The organism is Aureimonas sp. OT7, assembly GCF_014844055.1.
In the GTDB taxonomy this organism is placed as follows: Bacteria; Pseudomonadota; Alphaproteobacteria; order Rhizobiales; family Rhizobiaceae; genus Aureimonas; species Aureimonas altamirensis_A.
The window spans coordinates 3856040-3874435 of the sequence record NZ_CP062167.1; the positions used below are offsets into that span (position 1 = coordinate 3856040).

General features: G+C 64.1%; 17 protein-coding genes and 1 pseudogene. 9 read left to right on the forward strand and 9 right to left on the reverse strand.

All coding sequences use genetic code 11. The features are described from left to right. The first annotated feature begins 3 nt into the window (after window positions 1-3). On the forward strand, window positions 4-1593 hold the full coding sequence (locus IGS74_RS18440; protein WP_246722688.1) for an MFS transporter: 1590 nt from the start codon (window positions 4-6) through the stop codon (window positions 1591-1593). A 70-nt stretch (window positions 1594-1663) separates the two neighbouring features. Then, window positions 1664-3115 (forward strand): amidohydrolase family protein, encoded by a 1452-nt coding sequence (locus tag IGS74_RS18445; RefSeq protein ID WP_192388102.1) that lies wholly within the window; start codon window positions 1664-1666, stop codon window positions 3113-3115. Between the two features lie 42 nt (window positions 3116-3157). Here IGS74_RS18445 and IGS74_RS18450 read toward each other — a convergent pair whose 3' ends face one another. Continuing rightward, the gene (locus tag IGS74_RS18450; protein WP_246722690.1) at window positions 3158-3511 is read right to left on the reverse strand and encodes a helix-turn-helix domain-containing protein; all 354 of its coding nucleotides are present in this window, start codon (window positions 3509-3511) and stop codon (window positions 3158-3160) included. A gap of 89 nt (window positions 3512-3600) precedes the next feature. Here IGS74_RS18450 and IGS74_RS18455 point away from each other — a divergent pair. The 3 genes and pseudogenes from IGS74_RS18455 to IGS74_RS18465 all read left to right on the forward strand — a co-directional run bounded on the left by IGS74_RS18455 (window position 3601) and on the right by IGS74_RS18465 (window position 6801). Then, window positions 3601-4352: pseudogene (locus IGS74_RS18455) on the forward strand (SDR family oxidoreductase). A 76-nt stretch (window positions 4353-4428) separates the two neighbouring features. After that, on the forward strand, window positions 4429-4854 hold the full coding sequence (locus IGS74_RS18460; RefSeq protein WP_192388104.1) for a nuclear transport factor 2 family protein: 426 nt from the start codon (window positions 4429-4431) through the stop codon (window positions 4852-4854). A gap of 321 nt (window positions 4855-5175) precedes the next feature. After that, on the forward strand, window positions 5176-6801 hold the full coding sequence (locus tag IGS74_RS18465) for a GMC family oxidoreductase (protein WP_192388106.1): 1626 nt from the start codon (window positions 5176-5178) through the stop codon (window positions 6799-6801). On the opposite strand, the gene IGS74_RS18470 is transcribed toward IGS74_RS18465, so the two are convergent. After that, window positions 6794-7921 (reverse strand): aminotransferase class I/II-fold pyridoxal phosphate-dependent enzyme, encoded by a 1128-nt coding sequence (locus IGS74_RS18470; RefSeq protein WP_348641899.1) that lies wholly within the window; start codon window positions 7919-7921, stop codon window positions 6794-6796. The two genes, IGS74_RS18465 and IGS74_RS18470, sit on opposite strands and share 8 nt — an antisense overlap. Before the next feature lie 253 nt (window positions 7922-8174). On the opposite strand from IGS74_RS18470, the gene IGS74_RS18475 reads away from it, so the two are divergent. The 3 genes from IGS74_RS18475 (at window position 8175) to IGS74_RS18485 (ending at window position 10044) form a co-directional block, all read left to right on the forward strand. Further along, entirely contained in the window at window positions 8175-9566 is a 1392-nt protein-coding gene (locus tag IGS74_RS18475) for a GGDEF domain-containing protein (RefSeq protein ID WP_192388110.1), read from the forward strand. Between the two features lie 21 nt (window positions 9567-9587). Next, window positions 9588-9743, forward strand: a complete 156-nt coding sequence (locus IGS74_RS18480; protein ID WP_192388112.1) for a DUF1289 domain-containing protein — start codon at window positions 9588-9590, stop codon at window positions 9741-9743. Window positions 9744-9813: 70 nt separating this feature from the next. Continuing rightward, complete coding sequence (locus IGS74_RS18485) at window positions 9814-10044, forward strand: hypothetical protein (RefSeq protein ID WP_192388114.1); 231 nt, start codon at window positions 9814-9816, stop codon at window positions 10042-10044. 3 nt (window positions 10045-10047) lie between these two features. Here IGS74_RS18485 and mmsB read toward each other — a convergent pair whose 3' ends face one another. Genes mmsB through IGS74_RS18520 form a run of 7 tightly spaced genes read right to left on the reverse strand, consistent with a single transcriptional unit; the run spans window position 10048 to window position 17169 of the window. Continuing rightward, window positions 10048-10929: a 3-hydroxyisobutyrate dehydrogenase gene (gene mmsB / locus IGS74_RS18490; RefSeq protein WP_192388116.1), complete on the reverse strand. Its 882-nt coding sequence runs from the start codon at window positions 10927-10929 to the stop codon at window positions 10048-10050. Between the two features lie 10 nt (window positions 10930-10939). Further along, entirely contained in the window at window positions 10940-12529 is a 1590-nt protein-coding gene (locus tag IGS74_RS18495) for a GMC family oxidoreductase N-terminal domain-containing protein (protein ID WP_192388118.1), read from the reverse strand. Window positions 12530-12533: 4 nt separating this feature from the next. After that, the gene (locus IGS74_RS18500) at window positions 12534-13469 is read right to left on the reverse strand and encodes a branched-chain amino acid ABC transporter permease (RefSeq protein WP_192391882.1); all 936 of its coding nucleotides are present in this window, start codon (window positions 13467-13469) and stop codon (window positions 12534-12536) included. Between the two features lie 56 nt (window positions 13470-13525). Continuing rightward, entirely contained in the window at window positions 13526-14410 is an 885-nt protein-coding gene (locus IGS74_RS18505) for a branched-chain amino acid ABC transporter permease (protein ID WP_192388120.1), read from the reverse strand. 4 nt (window positions 14411-14414) lie between these two features. Next, window positions 14415-15155 (reverse strand): ABC transporter ATP-binding protein, encoded by a 741-nt coding sequence (locus IGS74_RS18510; protein ID WP_052195023.1) that lies wholly within the window; start codon window positions 15153-15155, stop codon window positions 14415-14417. After that, window positions 15152-15946: an ABC transporter ATP-binding protein gene (locus tag IGS74_RS18515; protein WP_192388122.1), complete on the reverse strand. Its 795-nt coding sequence runs from the start codon at window positions 15944-15946 to the stop codon at window positions 15152-15154. The genes IGS74_RS18510 and IGS74_RS18515 overlap by 4 nt, the downstream gene beginning before the upstream one ends. Before the next feature lie 17 nt (window positions 15947-15963). After that, window positions 15964-17169 (reverse strand): ABC transporter substrate-binding protein, encoded by a 1206-nt coding sequence (locus IGS74_RS18520; RefSeq protein WP_039195376.1) that lies wholly within the window; start codon window positions 17167-17169, stop codon window positions 15964-15966. A gap of 279 nt (window positions 17170-17448) precedes the next feature. Between IGS74_RS18520 and IGS74_RS18525 the strand changes: the two genes are divergently transcribed. Then, the gene (locus tag IGS74_RS18525; RefSeq protein ID WP_192388124.1) at window positions 17449-18369 is read left to right on the forward strand and encodes a LysR family transcriptional regulator; all 921 of its coding nucleotides are present in this window, start codon (window positions 17449-17451) and stop codon (window positions 18367-18369) included. Window positions 18370-18396: the final 27 nt, after the last annotated feature.

Below are 18396 nucleotides of genomic sequence, written 5' to 3' on the forward strand. Positions count from 1 at the left end.
GCCTTGACCGAAACGCAGGCATCCTGGATCCCGATGGTCGCCATCGCCCTAGGGCAGGTGATCATGTCCTATAATGTCGCTTCCCTTCCTGTCGCGATGGGGGGCATGGTGACAAGTTTTGGCGTTCCGCCGACAACCATCGCCACCGGCATCGTCGCGTACTCGATGATCGTCGCCGGCTTCGTCATGCTGGGCGCAAAGCTTGTGCAGCGGCTAGGTGCGGTTCAAGTCTTTCGGGTGGCGGTCATCGTCTTCGGCTGTGCGCAGGTCCTGATGACATTTGGCCCCAGTGCCGTCACGATGATCATCGCCCAGGCGAGCAGCGGTGCGGCGGCGGCGGTGATCGTGCCCTCGCTCGTCGCGCTGATCGCCGAAAATTATCACGGCCGCCAACAGGCGACGGCTGTTGGCGCCCTTGGCTCGGCCCGCGCGGGCGCCGGTGTCGCCGCCTTCCTGATCGGCGGTATCCTCGGCACCTATATCGGGTGGCGACCGGCCTTCGGACTGCTCATCGTCGCCTCGGCTGTCGTTGTGATCCTGAGCTTTCGCCTGAAGGCGGACAAAGGTCGCCCGGACGTCACCATAGATTGGATCGGCGTCGTGCTTGCGGCTGTGGCCATTATCTTCATCAGCTTCGGCTTCAATAATCTGAACGGCTGGGGTTTCGGCATTGCCACCCCCTCCGCGCCCTTCGATATAGCCGGCCTGTCACCCGCCCCCTTCATGATCGTGACCGGTATTCTGCTGGGCCAATTGTTCTTCGTGTGGAGCCGCCGACGCGAGGCCGGAGGCCGAACGGCGCTGCTGCCGCTGCAGGTGCTGGATTCGCCGCAGGAGAGAGCCGCAGTCTATGCGATGTTTGCTGTCGTTGCGCTGGAAGCCGCGCTGAATTTCTCCGTGCCGCTTTACATCCAGATCGTGCAGGGGCGTTCGCCACTGGCCACGGCCGTCGCGATGCTGCCCTTCAACCTCACCGTGTTTTTCGCGGCGATGCTGATTGTGCGCTTCTATGGTCGTTTCACGCCACGCCAGATCGGCCGGGCGGGCTTCATCCTCTGCTCCGCCGCCCTGATCTGGCTTGCCTTCGTTGTCCGCAACGACTGGAGCGAGATCCCCGTATTGCTGGGCCTCGTGGTCTTCGGTATCGGACAGGGCTCGCTCGTCACGCTCGTATTCAATGTGCTGGTTACAGCCTCGCCCAAGGAACTGGCCGGCGATGTCGGCTCGCTGCGCGGCACGACCAACAACCTGGCCGCGGCTGTCGGCACGGCATTGGCGGGCGCAATGATGGTGGGGCTCCTCAGCTCGGCCGTCTTCGTTCGACTTGCGGAAAACCCTGTCCTGACGCCCGATATTCAGGCACAGGTCAACCTGGATAGCATCACGTTCGTCAGCAACGAACGTTTGGAATCCATCATCGCGAATACGAGTGCTTCACCCGAGCAAAAAATTGAGGCGATCCGCGTCAACACTGAGGCGCGCCTGCAGGCACTGCGTGTCGGTCTGTTGATCATGGCCGGCCTCGCCATCCTCTCCATTCTCCCGGCGAGCCGGCTGCCGAACTATCGACCCGGAGAAATTCCGCCGCCATGATCGTTCGACACCCCGGTGTCGGTCTCATACCGAAGGCGCGCGACGCCGCGTCCAAAGAAGGATTTTCGCCATGAGTTCGTCTCGTTTCGGGGGTCGTTATGCTCATTTCGCACATAAAGCCGGCTGCCTGTGCAATCTTCCCGACATGCAGCGGGTTTCACTCCGGCTCGACTCCTTTTCCAGACGGGGGTTCATGACCGGGCTGGGAGCGATGGTAGTAAGCGGGTCGCTCACCGGCCGCGGCATGGCGCAAGTATCCCCCGGCGACCGCATCTTTCTGCGCAACCTTCGCCTATTTGACGGGACGGGAGATTCGCTCCGCACCGACGTCCAAGTCGTCGTCGAGGGCAATCGCGTCATAGACCTAGACCAGGGGAACAACCCCCCACCCGAAGGCGCGAAAATTATCGACTGCGACGACGGCGTTCTGATGCCGGGGCTGATCGACGCGCATTGGCACACGCTCTATGCGGCGGTGCCGTTGCAGGTATTGATGACGGGCGATCCGGGAATCGTCTTTGCCGCCTCGACCGCCGAGGCCGAACGGACGCTGATGCGCGGCTTTACCACCGTCCGTGACATGGGCGGGCCTGTCTTCACCTTCAAGCAAGCCATCGATAGCGGTATCATTCCCGGTCCGCGCATCTTTCCGTCAGGCGCCATGATCACCACAACCGGCGGCCATGGTGACTTGCGTATGCCCTTCGAAATACCACGAGACGGCGAAAGCCTGTCTTTGAGTGAGTTGATGGGCAGTGCCGCCATTGTCGACGATGCGGGCGAATTGCAGCGCCGGGTCCGGGAGCAGCTTCTGCAGGGTGCATCTCAAATCAAGCTGGTGGGCGGTGGAGGCGTATCCTCTCCTCGGAGCCCTCTCGACATAACTACATTCAGCGAAGCCGAGTTGCGCGTCGCTGTCGAGGTCGCTCGGGATTGGAATACATACGTTGCCGTTCATGCCTACGCGCCCCGCACGGTGCGCCGAGCCTTGGCGGCGGGTGCTGCCTGCATCGAGCACGCTCACTTGATGGATGAGGAAACGGCCCGGGACATTGCTGAGCGTCAGGTCTGGCTGAGCATGCAGCCGTTTCTTACGATGGATGATGCGGGCACACAGACGGGGCCCGGTGCCGAACGCGTGCAGCAGCTTTTTGCCGGAACGCCGCGGGTCTACGAGTACGTTCGCAAGTATGGAATTCGCACTGCCTGGGGCTCTGATGTGCTCTTCTCTCCCGAGCTGGCCCCTCGTCAAAGCGCGATGCTGACTCATCTCGGTCGCTGGTATTCCAATGCCGAAGTTCTCCGGAACGCGACGTCGGTAAACGCCGAGTTGCTGGCCACCTCCGGCCTTCGCTCACCGTACGAGGGGAAACTCGGAGTGATCGAGAAAGGGGCGCTTGCTGACATGATCCTCGTGGACGGCAACCCTTTGGATGATCTGACGCTGCTCGAGAGACCGGCCGAACGGTTCAGCCTGATCATGAAGGATGGCCTGCTGGTCAAAAATACTCTGTCGGAATAACGCTTTTCCATATGGTGCTGAACAGACGTCGTTGACGGCATTTCAGGCCTTCGTCACAGCCGGCACGAGCCCATGTTCCTCGAGCTGGTTGCGGTGCTCGTTGCCCCAGACGCAGAGCGGCATCAGCGCCTCGACCAGCGTCTCCCCGAAGGGCGTCACAGCGTAGTCGACTTTTGGCGGCACTTCCCGGTAGTCATGACGTATGATGACGCCGGCCGCGACGAGCTCTCGCAACTGCTGGATCAGCACCTTTTCGCTTATGCCTGTCACCAGCCGGCGAAGATCGCCGAAGCGCCGTGGCCCAGGGCGCAGGTGGTACAGAATGATCGGCTTCCACTTGCCGCCCATCACGGCAAGCGCGACATCGAGGCCGCAGTCGGTTTCGTCCCTGCCCACATCCAAATCCCATCACTAACCTTCTGGTTAGTACTAGTCTTCACGCCAGCGCCTGTCCATGTTGCCTCCGACGCTGAAAGGAGACGTCGATGGATCGTTTGGAAGACAAGGTGGCAGTCATAACGGGCGCCAATAGCGGTATCGGGCTGGCGAGCGCCAAACGCTTCGCAAGCGAAGGCGCGCGCGTCTTCATGACGGGCCGAAGGCAGCGCGAGCTTGACGCCGCGGTGGCCGAGGTCGGACACGGGGCGATCGGCGTGCAGGGTGACATAGCAAACCTTCAGGACCTCGACAGGCTCTACGACGTCGTGGCTCGGGAGACGCTGGCCGGATCGATATCCTGTTTGCAAATGCCGGCGGCGGCGAATTCGCGGCCCTTGGCGACATCACCGAGGAGCATGTCGAACGCACGTTCGCAACCAACGTCAAGGGTACGCTGTTCACCGTGCAGAAGGCGCTGCCGCTCCTCGTGGACGGCGCCTCGGTCATCCTGACAGGCTCCACGACCGCCAGTTCGGGGGCGGAGGCGTTCAGTGTATACAGCGCCAGCAAGGCAGCGATCCGCAGCTTCGCCCGCAACTGGTGCCTGGACCTCGCCCCACGTCGCATTCGGGTCAATGTGCTGGTGCCCGGCGCCACCTCGACGCCGGGTTTCCATGGCCTGTCGCCGAGCGAGGAGGCGGGGCGGTCGTTTGTCTCGTCCATGGAGGCCAGGATTCCGCTCGGACGACTTGGGTCGCCGGATGAAACGGCCGCCGCAGCCCTGTTTCTAGCCTCTGCGGAGTCGAGCTTCGTCAACGGCAGCGAGCTGTTCGCCGACGGGGGACAGGCACAAATCTGAGTGCCGGACGCGTACATGCCGGCAAGCGCCACGGACCCGGCCGCCGGACCGGTCCGGTTTCACGAAGGACGCCACGATGCGTGACAACGAAACGATCATCCGCAAGCTCTACGACCTGGCGGAAGGCGAAGGATCGGACATGGAGCGGTTCGTCGCCGCCTTCTCCGCCGACGGATACCTGACCGACATTCCCACGGGCGCAACGTTGCGCGGTCGAGCAATCGGCGACTATATAGGCTGGCTTACCACCGCCTTTCCTGACATTCATCGCGAGCTGTTCAAGCTGTACACGGCCGGCGACGTCGTGGTCGTGGAACTGGCCATTCGCGGAACTCACCTCGGCGATCTGTCCCTTCCCTCCGGTACCCTTGCTCCAACGGGTCGCGCTGTTGATGTTCCGTGCTGCGACGTCTTCCACCTGGAGAACGGCAACGTCACGTCATTCCACTGCTACAATGCAGCGTCCATCACGGCGCAGCAGCTTGGGATCGCCGGTGGATGAACGTTCGCCGCGATGGATTCGACGAGGGCCGTCGACCACGTCATGTAAATGAGGTTCGCCCCCGAGATTAAGCTTTCAATCTGGTCTGGCGCGGAACGAGAACCAGGTAGCATCCCATTTCACGCCAGCCGTTGTTCGACGGCACGAAAACAAAGGCAATACCTCGAACGGCGGATAGATTAAGCCTATCGTGCTAGGGCCGAATAAATGTGCGCCATAGAATATATAGGTGCGCGCACATAATATTTCTTTGTCGAATTGGCAAAGATGATCTGATTTACGAAAATGCCATTCCATGCCAGTAGTGTAGCGCACGATATTATGCACGCAGACCGCGCCGCACCCTATGACGCCATCGTCGTAGGCAGCGGCGCGGCAGGTGGCGTTGCATGCCAAGAACTGACGCAGGCCGGGCTGCGCGTCCTGGTGCTGGAGGCCGGGTGGGAGCCGACGTCATCGCTGTCCGGCGTCAACGCGCCGTCCGCGCGGATCATCGCCTCCATCACCAACAGTATGCGACGCCGCTCCATCCCGCCCACGGTGAACGCACTCGGCTTGAAGGCGCTGTCGGCCTTCGGGCGACTCCGGCAGCCGGTTCAGTCGCGATGCTTTGCATGGAAATTGTCTCCCGGCTCCCTCGTCGACGATCGTGACTGCCCCTACGAGACGGCGCCGGGTACGCGGTTCAACTGGTTCCGGTCCCGCCAGGTCGGAGGCAGGATGGTGGTGCCGGGCCATGGGCGGCAATATTATCGCATGGCCGCGGCCGATCTGCGCGGTGACACCCATGGGCGGCCTGCCTGGCCGCTCGGCCTTACCGAACTCGAGCCCTCATACGAAGCCGTCGAAGAAAAGTTGCGCCTGAGAGGCGGCAACGACAGCTCCAGGCTGGCGCCGGACAGTCTCATCCATACCATGCTTACGCCGCGGCCCGAAGAGGCCGCGATGATCTCGGCGCTTCAGGACCGGTTGCCCGACCTGCATCCCATTCTCGGCCGCTACGCACCGCCGCTGGACTGGGTCGCGATGGCGGCCGAAACCGGACGCCTGACGCTGGCCACGGGCGCCATCGTCGATCGCGTGCACCGGGATGGCAAGGGCTGCGTGACCGGCGTCGGCTGGATCGATGGCCGCAGCGGCAAACGCCGGTCGGCGGAAGCGCCGATTGTCTTCCTGTGCGCCTCGGCGTTCGAAACCACACGTATTCTTCTGATGTCGCGCGATCCCGCCGACCGGGACGGTCTCGGCATGCATTCCGACGCCCTCGGACGCTTCGTCATGGACCACGCCGTTGCCAGTTGCGCTGGCCAGGTCGATGTGCGGAAGGGTGACGAGACGACGGAAGCCGAGCATGGCCGCTGCCTCTATGTCCCGGCCATGGCGCAGGTAGACCACCCCGCAACCGGCGAGGCGCTCGAAGGCCCCTTCGGCATGCAGTTCCATCGCCAGCCGACAGGCGAGCACCGAGCCCGGATCGATATCGTCGGTTTCTCCCCGATGCGCCCTCGCCCGGAGAACCGTGTGACTTTGTCGTCGCGGAAGGACCGGTTCGGCATTCCTGTCCTCAGCATCGACTGCCGCTATGACAATGCCGACCTCGCCATTGCCCGCCACATGCTCGAAACCGTGGACGAAGCGGCCCGTGCGCTTCATGTCGACATCGACTATCTCAGCAAGGAGATAGCGCCGCCGGGCACCGGCATCCACGAGTGCGGCACTGCGCGGATGGGGTCCGACCCGTCGACATCGGTGGTCGATGCCAACGGCGAGTGCTGGGACACCAAGGGGCTCTATGTCACCGATGCAGCCGCGTTGCCGTCGCTCGGCGTCCAGAATCCGACTCTGACGATCATGGCTTTGTCGGCGCGGGCCGCTGCGCACGCATCCCGCCAGCGGCTCGGGCGGGCGGCCGATCCCGAACGCCGACGGGTCGAAGAGCTCATTTGACGATCCCGGTCGCTATGCGGCGCATGAGTGCGGACGGATAGTTCATCCCCAGGTTCACCACGCAGGTACGGTCCAGTATGTCGAGCGTCCTGGAACACATGTCACGGTCGTAGCGGATTTCCCGGTTCGCCCAGGCCCAGGGGTTCAGCTTCGGGTGGGACGTACGCTGGGCAAGGATGGGCTCCCAGTTCGTATAGACGTGCTTCGAGCTGTCGCGCAGGCGATTCCACACGCCACGGCGCGCCTGCAACTCGACGGCCGCCTCCTTCGACGGGGCCAGCAGCGTCAGGCTGACGGCGTTGTCGGAATCGTTATGGGGCGTCACGCAGAAGCTGGAACTGCCGGATAGGATCTCGGCCATCATGGCGCGCCGCTTGCGCATACGCTCCAGCATGGGCCCGACCTTCTTCAGTTGCACCGACAGCATCGCGGTCTGGATTTCGGTTACCTTGTAGTTGACGCCGATGAGGGCCGGTTCCTCGAGCGGCTTTTCGTGGTCGCGGATCAGGTCACCGAGGTCGTGGTAACCCCGGGCCCTGGCAAAATAGCGGCTGTTGCCCGTCAGCACGGCACCGCCTTCGCCGATATTCATGTTCTTCATCTTGTTGAAGCTGTAGGCGCCGAGGTCACCGATCGCGCCCAAATACCGCCCCCTGTATCGGACGCCGACGGCCTGGCAGGCATCCTCGATGACGACCAGTCCGCGCCTTGCGGCGATGGCCATGACGCTATCCATGTCGCACGGCGCATTGCCCATGTGGACCGGCATGATGGCCCGCGTATAGGGCGTGATCTTGCGCTCGATGTCGTGGGGGTCGATGGTCAGCGTTTCGTCGATATCGACGAAGATCGGCACCGCGCCGACAATGACGACGGCCGCGGCCGTGGCCATCCATGTATAGGCCGGCACGAGAACCTCGTCACCGGGCCCGATCCCTGCGCCGACCAGCGCCGATATCAGCGCGGCCGTTCCCGACGAGACCGCCAGCGCGTGCCGGGCACCGGTCATCTCGGCCAGCCGATGTTCGAAGGCGTTGGTGAAGCGTGCCTCCCTGCCATGGCGCGTCAGGTGACCCTGCGCGATCGCGCGGCCGGCGGCGATCCACTCCTGCATTCCCATCGATGGCACTTGAACTCCTCCGGCCCTGAGGCCTGTCCTCGTCTACTGAGGATGCCATCTTCCCTTTCCAGACGGAGTTGGCAGCGCGAACTTCCTGCCGAGACATTACCAAAAAGGCGTAGTCGCCTTATGGGAAAACAACCTTAGATTGCACGCATACAATACTATGGATATGTCACATCCAAGTCTGCAGCCGCCGTATCCGGGTCCAACTCCCTGGTAGCGCGTATTCATGCGTGAAAGCTGGAAAGCCATGACGACAGATGCCTCCAGCGAGCGGGTCGTTCGCATTTCCCTGATGTTCGCGATCGTCTTCGGCGCGTGCCTCGTCGGCATATTCTCGCGCCCGGTCGGTCTTCTGGCCGCGTTCTGGCCAGCCAACGCCATCGTCGTCGGCCTGTTCGCCCGCTACCGCAAGCTCGGACAGCCGCTGGAATGGGTCGCGGTGGCCGCAGGCTTTGTGGCGGCGGACCTGGTAACCGGAAGCACGATCAGCGCCGCGCTGCTGCTGAACGCGGCCAACCTCGTCGGTATCGCAGCAGGTGTCGTCATGTTGCGTGGGATGTCGCCCCAGGAGTTTCGGCTTCGGCGCCCCAATTCCGTGATCAAGCTGGCAGCAGCAGCCTGCGTCCCGGCCATGATCACCTCGACCTGCGGCGCCCTGGCGTCCAATGCGCTTTTCGGTCATGCCCTGACCGCCTCTTTTGCACAGTGGCTTTCGGCCGAGATGACAAGCTACGTGGCCATCTTGCCCTTTATCGCGACGTTTCCCCATCGGTGGCGTCGCGCCCTGAGGCAGCACAACTCCGATCGGACGTCGGTGCGGCGCCTGGCGGCCCCGACACTGACATTCGGCTTGTGCTGCCTGTTCGGCGTCGTGGTCGGCGGGCCGGGAGCCGTTTTCTTTCCGCTTCCGGCATTGTTGTGGTTTGCGATCTCCCTGCCGCTCTTCACCAACACCATCGTCCTTCTTCTGTACCTGGTGCTTGCCAATGTCGCGATCGCCTCCGGGCTGGTCGATATGCGCGTCGATCTGGCCGACGCGCGCAATATCGTCTCGCTCCGGTTCGCGCTGACGCTGCTGATCCTCGGCCCTCTGGCCGTCTCGTCCATCAGCTCAAGCCGCCTGGTCCTGATGCGGCAGTTGCAGAAGGCGCTGGCAACGGACTCTCTGACGGGAGCCCTGTCTCGGCCGGAATTTCTGCGCCGCGCCGGCAGCGCTGCGGCGCAGGCACGATGCGCCGTCCTGGTGCTCGATGTCGACCGCTTCAAGTTGATCAACGACACCTACGGCCATGCGGCCGGCGATGCCGCCCTGCGCAGCTTCGCCGACGCCGTGCGCAGAGCGCTGCGCGACGGTGACCACTTCGGCCGCATGGGCGGCGAGGAATTTGCCCTCATCCTGCCGAACACGCGAACGCGCGAGGCTTTCCTGTTCGCGGAGAGGCTAAGAGAGGCGATATCCTTCATGACGATCGAGATGCGCGAGGTTCGCGCGTTCGGCATCACGGTCAGCATCGGCCTGAGCTCGACCGAACCGGGCGGAAACAGCCTGTCCGACGCGCTGCAGAAGGCCGACAGGCTTCTCTACTCGGCCAAGAAGGGCGGCCGCAACCGGGTGATGTCCGAGCTTGTCCCCGCCTGAACAAGGCGCTACGCCATCCGCATGGAAAGTCCCTGCCTGAATATCTGCACCTTCGACAAGCGCCTTGGCATTTGCACGGCATGCCGGCGCACGATCGACGAGATCGCGCGTTGGGGCAGCATGAGCGATGCCGAGCGCGCCGCCATCATGGCGGCTCTTCCCCGCCGACGCCGGTAAGGGAACGAAACACGGGATCGCCGCATTATCGCCCAAATGATGAAAGTGCGTTAACCACGGGGCGGTGATCATGGTCAGCATGGCGGTGGATACGGTCGAAACCTTCATCGTGCCCGACGAGGTCATGGTGCGCCGGCGTGTGCTGCCGGCAGGGCGCTATCGCGGCCATCACCGCGGGTCCATCTGGGAAATCCTCCTCAGCGACGATGAGCGGCGGGAGTTCGGTTATCGACGACCGGCGCTCAATGTCACGCAACTGGTTTCGGAAGGCTATGTCCTGACGGAGCGCGCCTCTGCCTGACGCTCAGCGATCGCGCAGATACTTGATCACAGCCGAGAAATCTTCGCCGCCACCGCCTGCGGCGTCGAACGCGGCGTAGATTTCCTCGGCGTGGTGGCCCAAAGGCGTCGCCGCCCCCGACCCCTCCGCAGCCGCCCGCGCCAGCCCCAGATCCTTAAGCATCAGCGCGGCCGCGAAGCCGGGCTTGTAGTCGCGGTTTGCCGGCGAACCCGGCACCGGCCCGGGCACCGGGCAGTAGGTTGTCAGGGACCAGCATTGGCCGGACGACGTCGAGGCCACGTCGAACAGCGCCTGGTGCGACAGGCCCAGCTTCTCGGCCAGCACGAAGGCTTCCGCCACGCCAATCATCGAAATGCCGAGGATCATGTTGTTGCAGATCTTGGCCGCCTGCCCCGCACCTGCGGCGCCGCAATGGACGATCCGCCTGCCGACGCGCGTCAATACGGGCTGTGCGGCCGAGAAGGCTTCGGCCGACCCCCCGCACATGAGCGTCAGCGTGGCCGCTTCCGCGCCGACCGTGCCGCCGGATACCGGCGCATCCAACGACAGCATGCCGGCCGAGGCGGCCATCCGGTGGGCCTCGCGCGCGCTGTCGACATCGATGGTCGAGCAGTCGACCAGCAGCGTGCCCGGGGCAGCAAGCGACGCAAGGTCGGTCCAGACACCGATGACGTGACGGCCTGCCGGAAGCATGGTGATGACGGCCTGTGCGTCGGCCACGGCATCGGCCAGCCCCGTGGCCAGCGGCAGTCCGGCATCCTGCGCGGCGGCGCGGGCGCCCTCCGCAAGATCGAAGCCGATGACCCGATAGCCGGCCGCCTCCAGATTGAGGGCCATGGGCAGCCCCATATTGCCGAGGCCGACGAAGGCGATCCGCATGCTCATCCCCTGTCTCCTAGTGCGCCAGGATCATGCGCGCCGCCTTTTCGGCGATCATGACCGTGGGCGAGTTGGTATTGCCGGACGTGATCGTCGGCATGATCGAGGCGTCGGCCACGCGCAGGCCGTCGACGCCGCGGACCCGAAGGCGCGGGTCCACCACCGAATCCGGATCGCTTCCCATCCGGCAGGTGCCGACCGGGTGAAAGATGGTCGTGCCGATATCGCCGGCAGCGCGTTCGAGCTCTTCCTGGGTCTCGAAGGACGGACCGGGCTTGAACTCCTGCGGGCTGTAGCGTGCGAGCGCCGGCTGGCCGACGATGGCCCGGGTGATGCGAATGGAATCGGCAGCGACGCGCTTGTCCGCTTCCGCCGACAGGTAATTGGGGCGGATGGCCGGCTGCTGCCGGTGGTCGGGCGACCGCAGATGTACGCTGCCCCGGCTTTCGGGCCGCAGGTTGCAGACGCTGGCGGTGAAGGCCGGGAAGGAATGGACGTTCTCGCCGAACTTCTCGAGACTGAGGGGCTGCACGTGATATTGCAGGTTGGCCGTCTCGAAGGCCGGATCCGACCGCGTGAAGACGCCGAGCTGGCTGGGCGCCATGGACATCGGACCCGAGCGCGATACGGCATATTCCAGGCCGATCATCATCTTGCCGCCCATGGTGGAGGCACGCTCGTTCAGCGTGCGGATGCCCGACACCTTGTAGGCACAGCGCAGTTGCAGGTGGTCCTGCAGGTTCTCGCCGACGGCCGGGCGGTCGACGACCGTCTCGAGGCCCGCTTCCCTGAGCACGCTGCCGCTGCCGATCCCGGACAGTTCCAGGATGTGCGGGGAGCCGATGGCACCGGCACTCAGGACAACCTCGGCACGGCAGGCCGCCTTGCGTATGGCGCCGCCCATCTCGTACTCCACGCCGACGGCGCGTCCGTCCTCGATCAACAGGCGACGCACCTGCGCTCCTGTCTGCACGGAAAGGTTCGGCCGCTTCTCGGCCGGCCGCAGGAATGCCTTGACGGTGTTCCAGCGCACGCCGCGCTTCTGGTTGACCTTGAAGTAGGACGAGCCTTCATTGTCGCCGCGGTTGAAATCCTCGATTTTCGGAATGCCGTATTGCGCGGCCGCCTCGCGGAAGGCATCGAGGATATCCCAGTGCAGCCTGGCGGTTTCTACACGCCATTCGCCGCCCGTACCGTGCATGACGTCGGCCCCGGCATAATAGTCTTCGCTGGCGCGGAACAGCGGCAGCACGTCGTCCCAGGCCCAGCCCTCGCAGCCCATCTGGCGCCACAGGTCGTAGTCCCGGGCCTGGCCGCGCATGTAGATCATGCCGTTGATGGACGAGCAGCCGCCCAGCACCTTGCCACGCGGATAGCCCAGCGCGCGGCCATTCAGGCCGGCCTCCGCCTCGGTGGAAAAGCACCAGTCCGTGCGCGGGTTGCCGATGCAGTACAGATAGCCGACCGGAATGTGGATCCAGGCGTAATTGTCGCGCCCGCCCGCTTCCAGCAGCAACACGCTGCGTGTGCCGGCGGATAGCCGGTTGGCGAGCGTGCAGCCGGCGGTACCGCCGCCCACGACGATGTAATCGAATGTATCGGTCATGATGTCAGGCGCCGAGGCGCTCCATGATGCGCCGGCCGAATCTGGAGTTCTGGAACTCGCCCACGATGCCCCGGCGAAACACCAGCACGCACACCATGAAGATCAGGCCGGTAATGATGGTGACGGGGAAGGACGAGGTGGCAAGGTAGTTCTGAAGTGTCACCACGATGGCCGCCCCGAAGAACGGGCCGAGCATGGTGCCGATGCCGCCGAGCAGCGTCATCAGGATCACCTCGCCCGACATCTGCCATGCGACGTCCGTCAGCGTCGCGAACTGGAAGACCAGCGCCTTGACCGAGCCCGCCAGCCCGGCCAGCGTCGCCGACATCACGAAGGCGGCGAGCTTGTAGGAATTGACCGAATAGCCGAGCGAGATCGCGCGGTTTTCGTTTTCACGGATCGACTTCATGATCATGCCGAAGGGCGATTGCACGATGCGATGGATGGCGAACATGCCGACCAGGAAAACCGCGAGCACGAAATAGTACATGTTCAGGCTCTGGCCGAGGTCCAGGAAGCCGAACAGCATGCCGCGCGGCACCGCCTGGATGCCGTCCTCGCCATGGGTAAAGGGCGCCTGCAGGCAGAAAAAGAAGAACATCTGCGCCAGCGCCAGCGTCACCATGGCAAAGTAGATGCCCTGCCTGCGGATGGCCAGGAAGCCCATGACGAGGCCCAGCAACGCAGCGCCCGCCATGCCGACGAGAATGCCGAGTTCCGGCGACAGGCCCCAGACCTTCACCGCATGGGCGGTGAAATAGGCTGCCCCGCCGAAGAAGGCCGCATGCCCGAAGGACAGGAGGCCGGTATAGCCGAGCAGCAGGTTGAAGGCCGATGCGAAGAGCGCGAAGCACAGGAGCTTCATCAGGAAGACCGGGTACAGGGTCATCGGCGCGAGGATCAGGGCCCCGATCGCGATGGCCAGCAACGCCAGTCGCATCGGCGCCGCGCCCCGGCGTTCGGTGGCCGCTACGCCATATGTCGCGTTTGCCAATGTCAGGCCCTCCCGAACAGGCCGGCGGGCCGTACCAGCAGCACCAGCGCCATGATGACGAAGACGACGATGTTGGACGCCTCCGGATAGAAGACCTTGGTCAGCCCCTCGCACAGCCCCAGCAGATACCCGGTGACGATGGCCCCGCCGATGGAACCCATGCCGCCCACCACCACGACGGCGAAGACGATGATGATGATGTTGGAGCCCATCAGGGGGCTGACCTGGTAGACGGGCGCCGCGAGGATGCCCGTCAGCCCGGCCAGCGCCGCGCCGAGGCCGTAGGTGAAGGTGAGCAGCAGCGGCACGTTGATGCCGAAAGCACGCACCAGGGTTGGATTTTCGGTTGCGGCGCGCAGATAGGCCCCGAGCTTGGTCTTCTCGATCAGCAGCCAGGTTGCCAGGCACACGATCAGCGATGCGACCACGATGAAGCCGCGATAGTTGGGCAGGAACATGAAGCCGAGATTGGTGCCGCCCGCCAGTTGCGGCGGCGGCGCATACGGCTGGCCGGATGCGCCGGAATAATAGCGGAACGTGCCTTCGAGCACGAGCGCAAGGCCGAAGGTGAACAACAGCCCGTAGAGGTGGTCGAGGTCGTAGAGACGCGACAGAGCCAGCCTCTCGATCAACGCGCCGGTCAGGCCGACGATCAGCGGCGCCAGGACGAGCGAAGGCCAGAAACCGATGCCGCCATAGGCCAGCAGAAGATAGCCGGCGAAAGCGCCGAGCATGTATTGCGCGCCATGGGCGAAATTGATGATGCGCAACAGGCCGAAGATGACGGCAAGGCCAAGGCTGAGCATGGCATAGAAGGAGCCGTTGATCAGCCCGACCAATAATTGCCCCATCAGGGCCTGGACGGGCACGCCGAAGATCATGGTCATGAGCTCAGACTCCCAGCACTTCGTTCAGGCGTTGCTGGTGATGGGCCAGATCCCGCGTGGCAAAACTGTCCACCACCGTGCCGTGGTCCATCAGGTAGAAACGGTCGGCGACCCGCGCCGCGAAGCGGAAATTCTGCTCCACCAGTAGGACGGTCAATCCGCGCTTCTTCAGTTCGATCAGGATTTCGCCGATCCGCTCCACGATCACGGGTGCCAGCCCCTCGGTGGGTTCGTCCAGGAGCAGCAGCCGCACGCCGGACCGCAGCATGCGCGCGATCGCCAGCATCTGCTGCTCGCCACCCGACAGTTTCGTCCCGCCGGAGGCCCGCCGCTCGTGCAGGTTGGGGAAAAGATCGTAGATTTCGTCGAGGGTCATGCCGCCCTTGCCGACGACTGGCGGCAGCGTCAGGTTTTCCTCTACCGTCAGCGAGGCGAAAATGCCGCGCTCTTCCGGCACGAAGCCGATGCCGTGATGCGCGGTGCGATGCAATGGCACCGGCATCATGTCGCGGCCATCGAAGCGGATGGTCCCGGTGCGCTTCGGGATGATGCCCATGATGGCGCGCAGCGTGGTGGTTTTGCCGACGCCGTTGCGGCCGATCAGCGTGATCGTCTCGCCGCTGGCGATGTCCAGGTCCACGCCATGCAGCGCATGGCTTTCGCCGTACCAGGCGTTCAGGCCGCGCACCGACAGGAGCGCCGGCCCGGCATCGGTCGATCGATGGGAGGTGGCGGCGTGGCTCATTCCTGTGTCCCCATATAGGCGGTTCGGACGCGTGGATCGCTGGACACCGTCTGGTAGTCACCGGCCGCCAGGATCTCGCCGCGCTGGAGCACGGTGATCCGCTGGCACAGATTGGCGACGACCTTGAGGTTATGCTCCACCATCAGGACGGAGCGGTCCCGTCCGACACGCCGGATGAGCTCCGATACCGTGCCGATATCCTCCTGCCCCATGCCGGCCATCGGCTCGTCGAGCAGCAGCACCTTCGGGTCGAGCGCCAGTGTGGTTGCGATCTCGAGAACGCGTTTGCGCCCATAGGACAGATCCGCGGCCAGCGCGTTCCGCGCCTCCGCCAGCCCGACTTCTTCAAGAAGTTCCAGCGCCCGCGCGTTCAACACGTCGAGGGCGGATACCGGCCGCCAGAACTGGGTGGCCAGACCGCGCGGCCGCTGTAGCGCCACCCGGACGTTTTCGAGAACGGTCAGGTGAGGAAAGGTCGCCGAAATCTGGAAAGATCGGACAAGCCCCTTGCGCGCCACCGCGGAGGGCGAGGCACGGGTGATATCCTGGCCGTCGAAGGTGATCTGCCCGCGCGTCGGCTGCAGGAACTTGGTCAAAAGGTTGAAGACCGTGGTCTTGCCGGCTCCGTTCGGCCCGATAAGGGCATGGACCTCTCCGTGCCGCACGTCGAGATCGACGTTGTTGACGGCGGTGAACCCTCCGAAGTCACGACGCAGTCCGCGGCAGGACAGGAGCACAGCCCCTGCCTCGCCGGCTTGCGCCCCACCGTCCGGGTGCGGCTGGTCAATCATCGGCGCCCCCATGCCGCTTACTGCGTCACGAGCGGGCAGCCGCTTTCCTCGGCGGACAGATAGGCCTGGTCGCCCGGGATGGTCGCAAGCACCTTGTAGTAATCCCAGGGCTTGGTGCTTTCGTCCGGCGACTTCACCTCCATCAGGTACATGTCGTAGACCATGCGCCCATTGGCCAGCACCTTGCCGCCACGCCCGAACACGTCGTCCACCGGCATTTCATGCAGCGCCTTGGCGACCGCCTCCGTCTCGTCGGTGCCGGCCTTCTGGATCGCCTTGAGATATTGGGTGACGGTGGAGTAGGTGCCCGCCTGCACCATGTTCGGCATGCGCTGCGTGCGCTCGAAGAAGCGCTGCGAAAATTCGCGGCTTTCGTCGTCACGGTCCCAGTAGAACCCCTCGGTCAGCGTAATGCCCTGCGCGGCCTGCAGGCCGAGGCCATGCACCTCCGCCAGCGTGAACAGGAGCGCCGCCAGTTTCTGGCCACCCTGCACGATGCCGAATTCCGATGCCTGCTTGACGGTGTTGGCAGTATCCAGGCCTGCATTGGCCATGCCGATCACCTTTGCGCCGGATGCCTGAGCCTGCAGCAGGAAGGAAGAATAGTCGGTATTGGACAGCGGATGGCGTACCGATCCCAGCACCGTGCCCCCGTGCTCGGTCACGAATTTCGTCGTCTGCTCTTCCAGCGAATAGCCGAAGGCGTAGTCCGCCGTCAGAAAGAACCAGGTATCGCCGCCCTGCTCCACCAGTGCGCCGCCCGTGCCGACGGCCAGGGCGTGGGTGTCGTAGGCCCAATGGAACCCGTAGGGGCTGCACTGCTCGCCGGTCAGGGCCGTCGTGGCCGGCCCCGTCGCCATGGTGATCTTTTTCTTCTCCTTGGACAGGCCCTGGACCGCAAGCGCCACCGAGGATGTCGTCAGCTCCATGATGGTGTCGACATTTTCCGTATCATACCACTGACGGGCGATATTGGAGGCGACATCCGGCTTGTTCTGATGGTCGGCGGTGATCACCTCGATCTTCGCGCCGTTCACCGTTCCGCCGAAATCCTCCACTGCCATCAGCGCCGCCTCGTAAGACCAGCGACCGCCGAAATCGGCATAGACGCCGGACTGGTCGTTGAGGATGCCGATCTTGACGACATCGTCGGATATCTGCGCCATCGCCGGCATGGCGACGGCTGCCAGAAGGGCTGCGGTCAGGACGGACAGTTTGTGCATTGAGGAAGCCTCCCGGGGTGCCACGATTCAGGTCCACGGGAAATGCAGTATCGCGGCAAGAGCCACGACGACGCGTCGAGCGCCGCGATACATCCATCCTCCCGGCGCCCGCCGCGCTCTGTGTCGCGATCGGGCTGAAATTGGGCGGCTCCGTTTCCTGCGGTGAACCGGCCACAACCTCTGCGACGAGGCTAGCATCGGCATGATGCATCGCATATGGAATTTTCCGCACAAGATATGTACGCTTTCGTACAGGCAATTGTACGAAAGCGTGGCTCCATGCCGGGTATCGGGTTCGACTGGGACGACCTGCGTTATTTCCTGGCCGTGGCGCAGACCGGCCAGCTTTCGTCGGCGGCGCGGCGGCTGCGAAGCAATCACGTCACCGTATCTCGTCGGATCGACAGGCTCGAGCAGTCGTTATCGCTGCGCCTTTTCGAGCGCTCGCCGCGCGGCTACACGCTGACCGGTGTCGGAGAGCGTCTCGTCGCCCATGCGCAGGCGATGGAGCAGACCGCCGACGGTCTGCATGAGATCATCTCGGGCGAGGCGGCCGCCCTGCGCGGCGTCATCCGTCTATCGACCCCCGAAGGGTTCGGCAGCTTTTTCCTGTCGTCACGCCTGCCGGATTTCGCCTCGCGCAATCCCGGCCTCCTGATCGAGTTCATGACGCTGCAGCAGATCTTGTCGCTGTCCCGTCGCGAGGCCGATATTTCGGTCGCCCTGCATCCGCCGGCCGCCGGCCCCTATCAGGTCGAGAAGATCGCGCGCTATCGCCTGCTCGTCTATGCCAGCCGATCCTATCTGGAGCGGCACCCGCCAATCCGCAGCCGCGCCGAGGCGATGGAGCATCCCCTGGCGGGCTATATCGATGACATGATCTTTGCGCCGGGGCTGGACTATCTGCGCGACATCCTGCCCGGCAAACGCGCCGGCTACCAGAGTTCCAGCATCATCGCCCAGCTTGCCGCCGGGCTGGCGGGCTATGGCATGACGATCCTGCCCTACTTCATCGCGCGCGCCTATCCGCAGCTTGTGCCTGTCCTGCCGCAGGAGCTTCATATCGAACGGGAGTACTGGCTGTCGTGCCGCGAAGACCTTGCGGACGCGCCCCGCATCCGCGTCGTCCGCGACTTCATCCGAGGCGAGGCCGCCGCCTTCGAGGACATGTTCATGGCGCGCCCGATCCTGCAAGACTGACCTTCTTTCGCGGCCCCCCGCCATCGC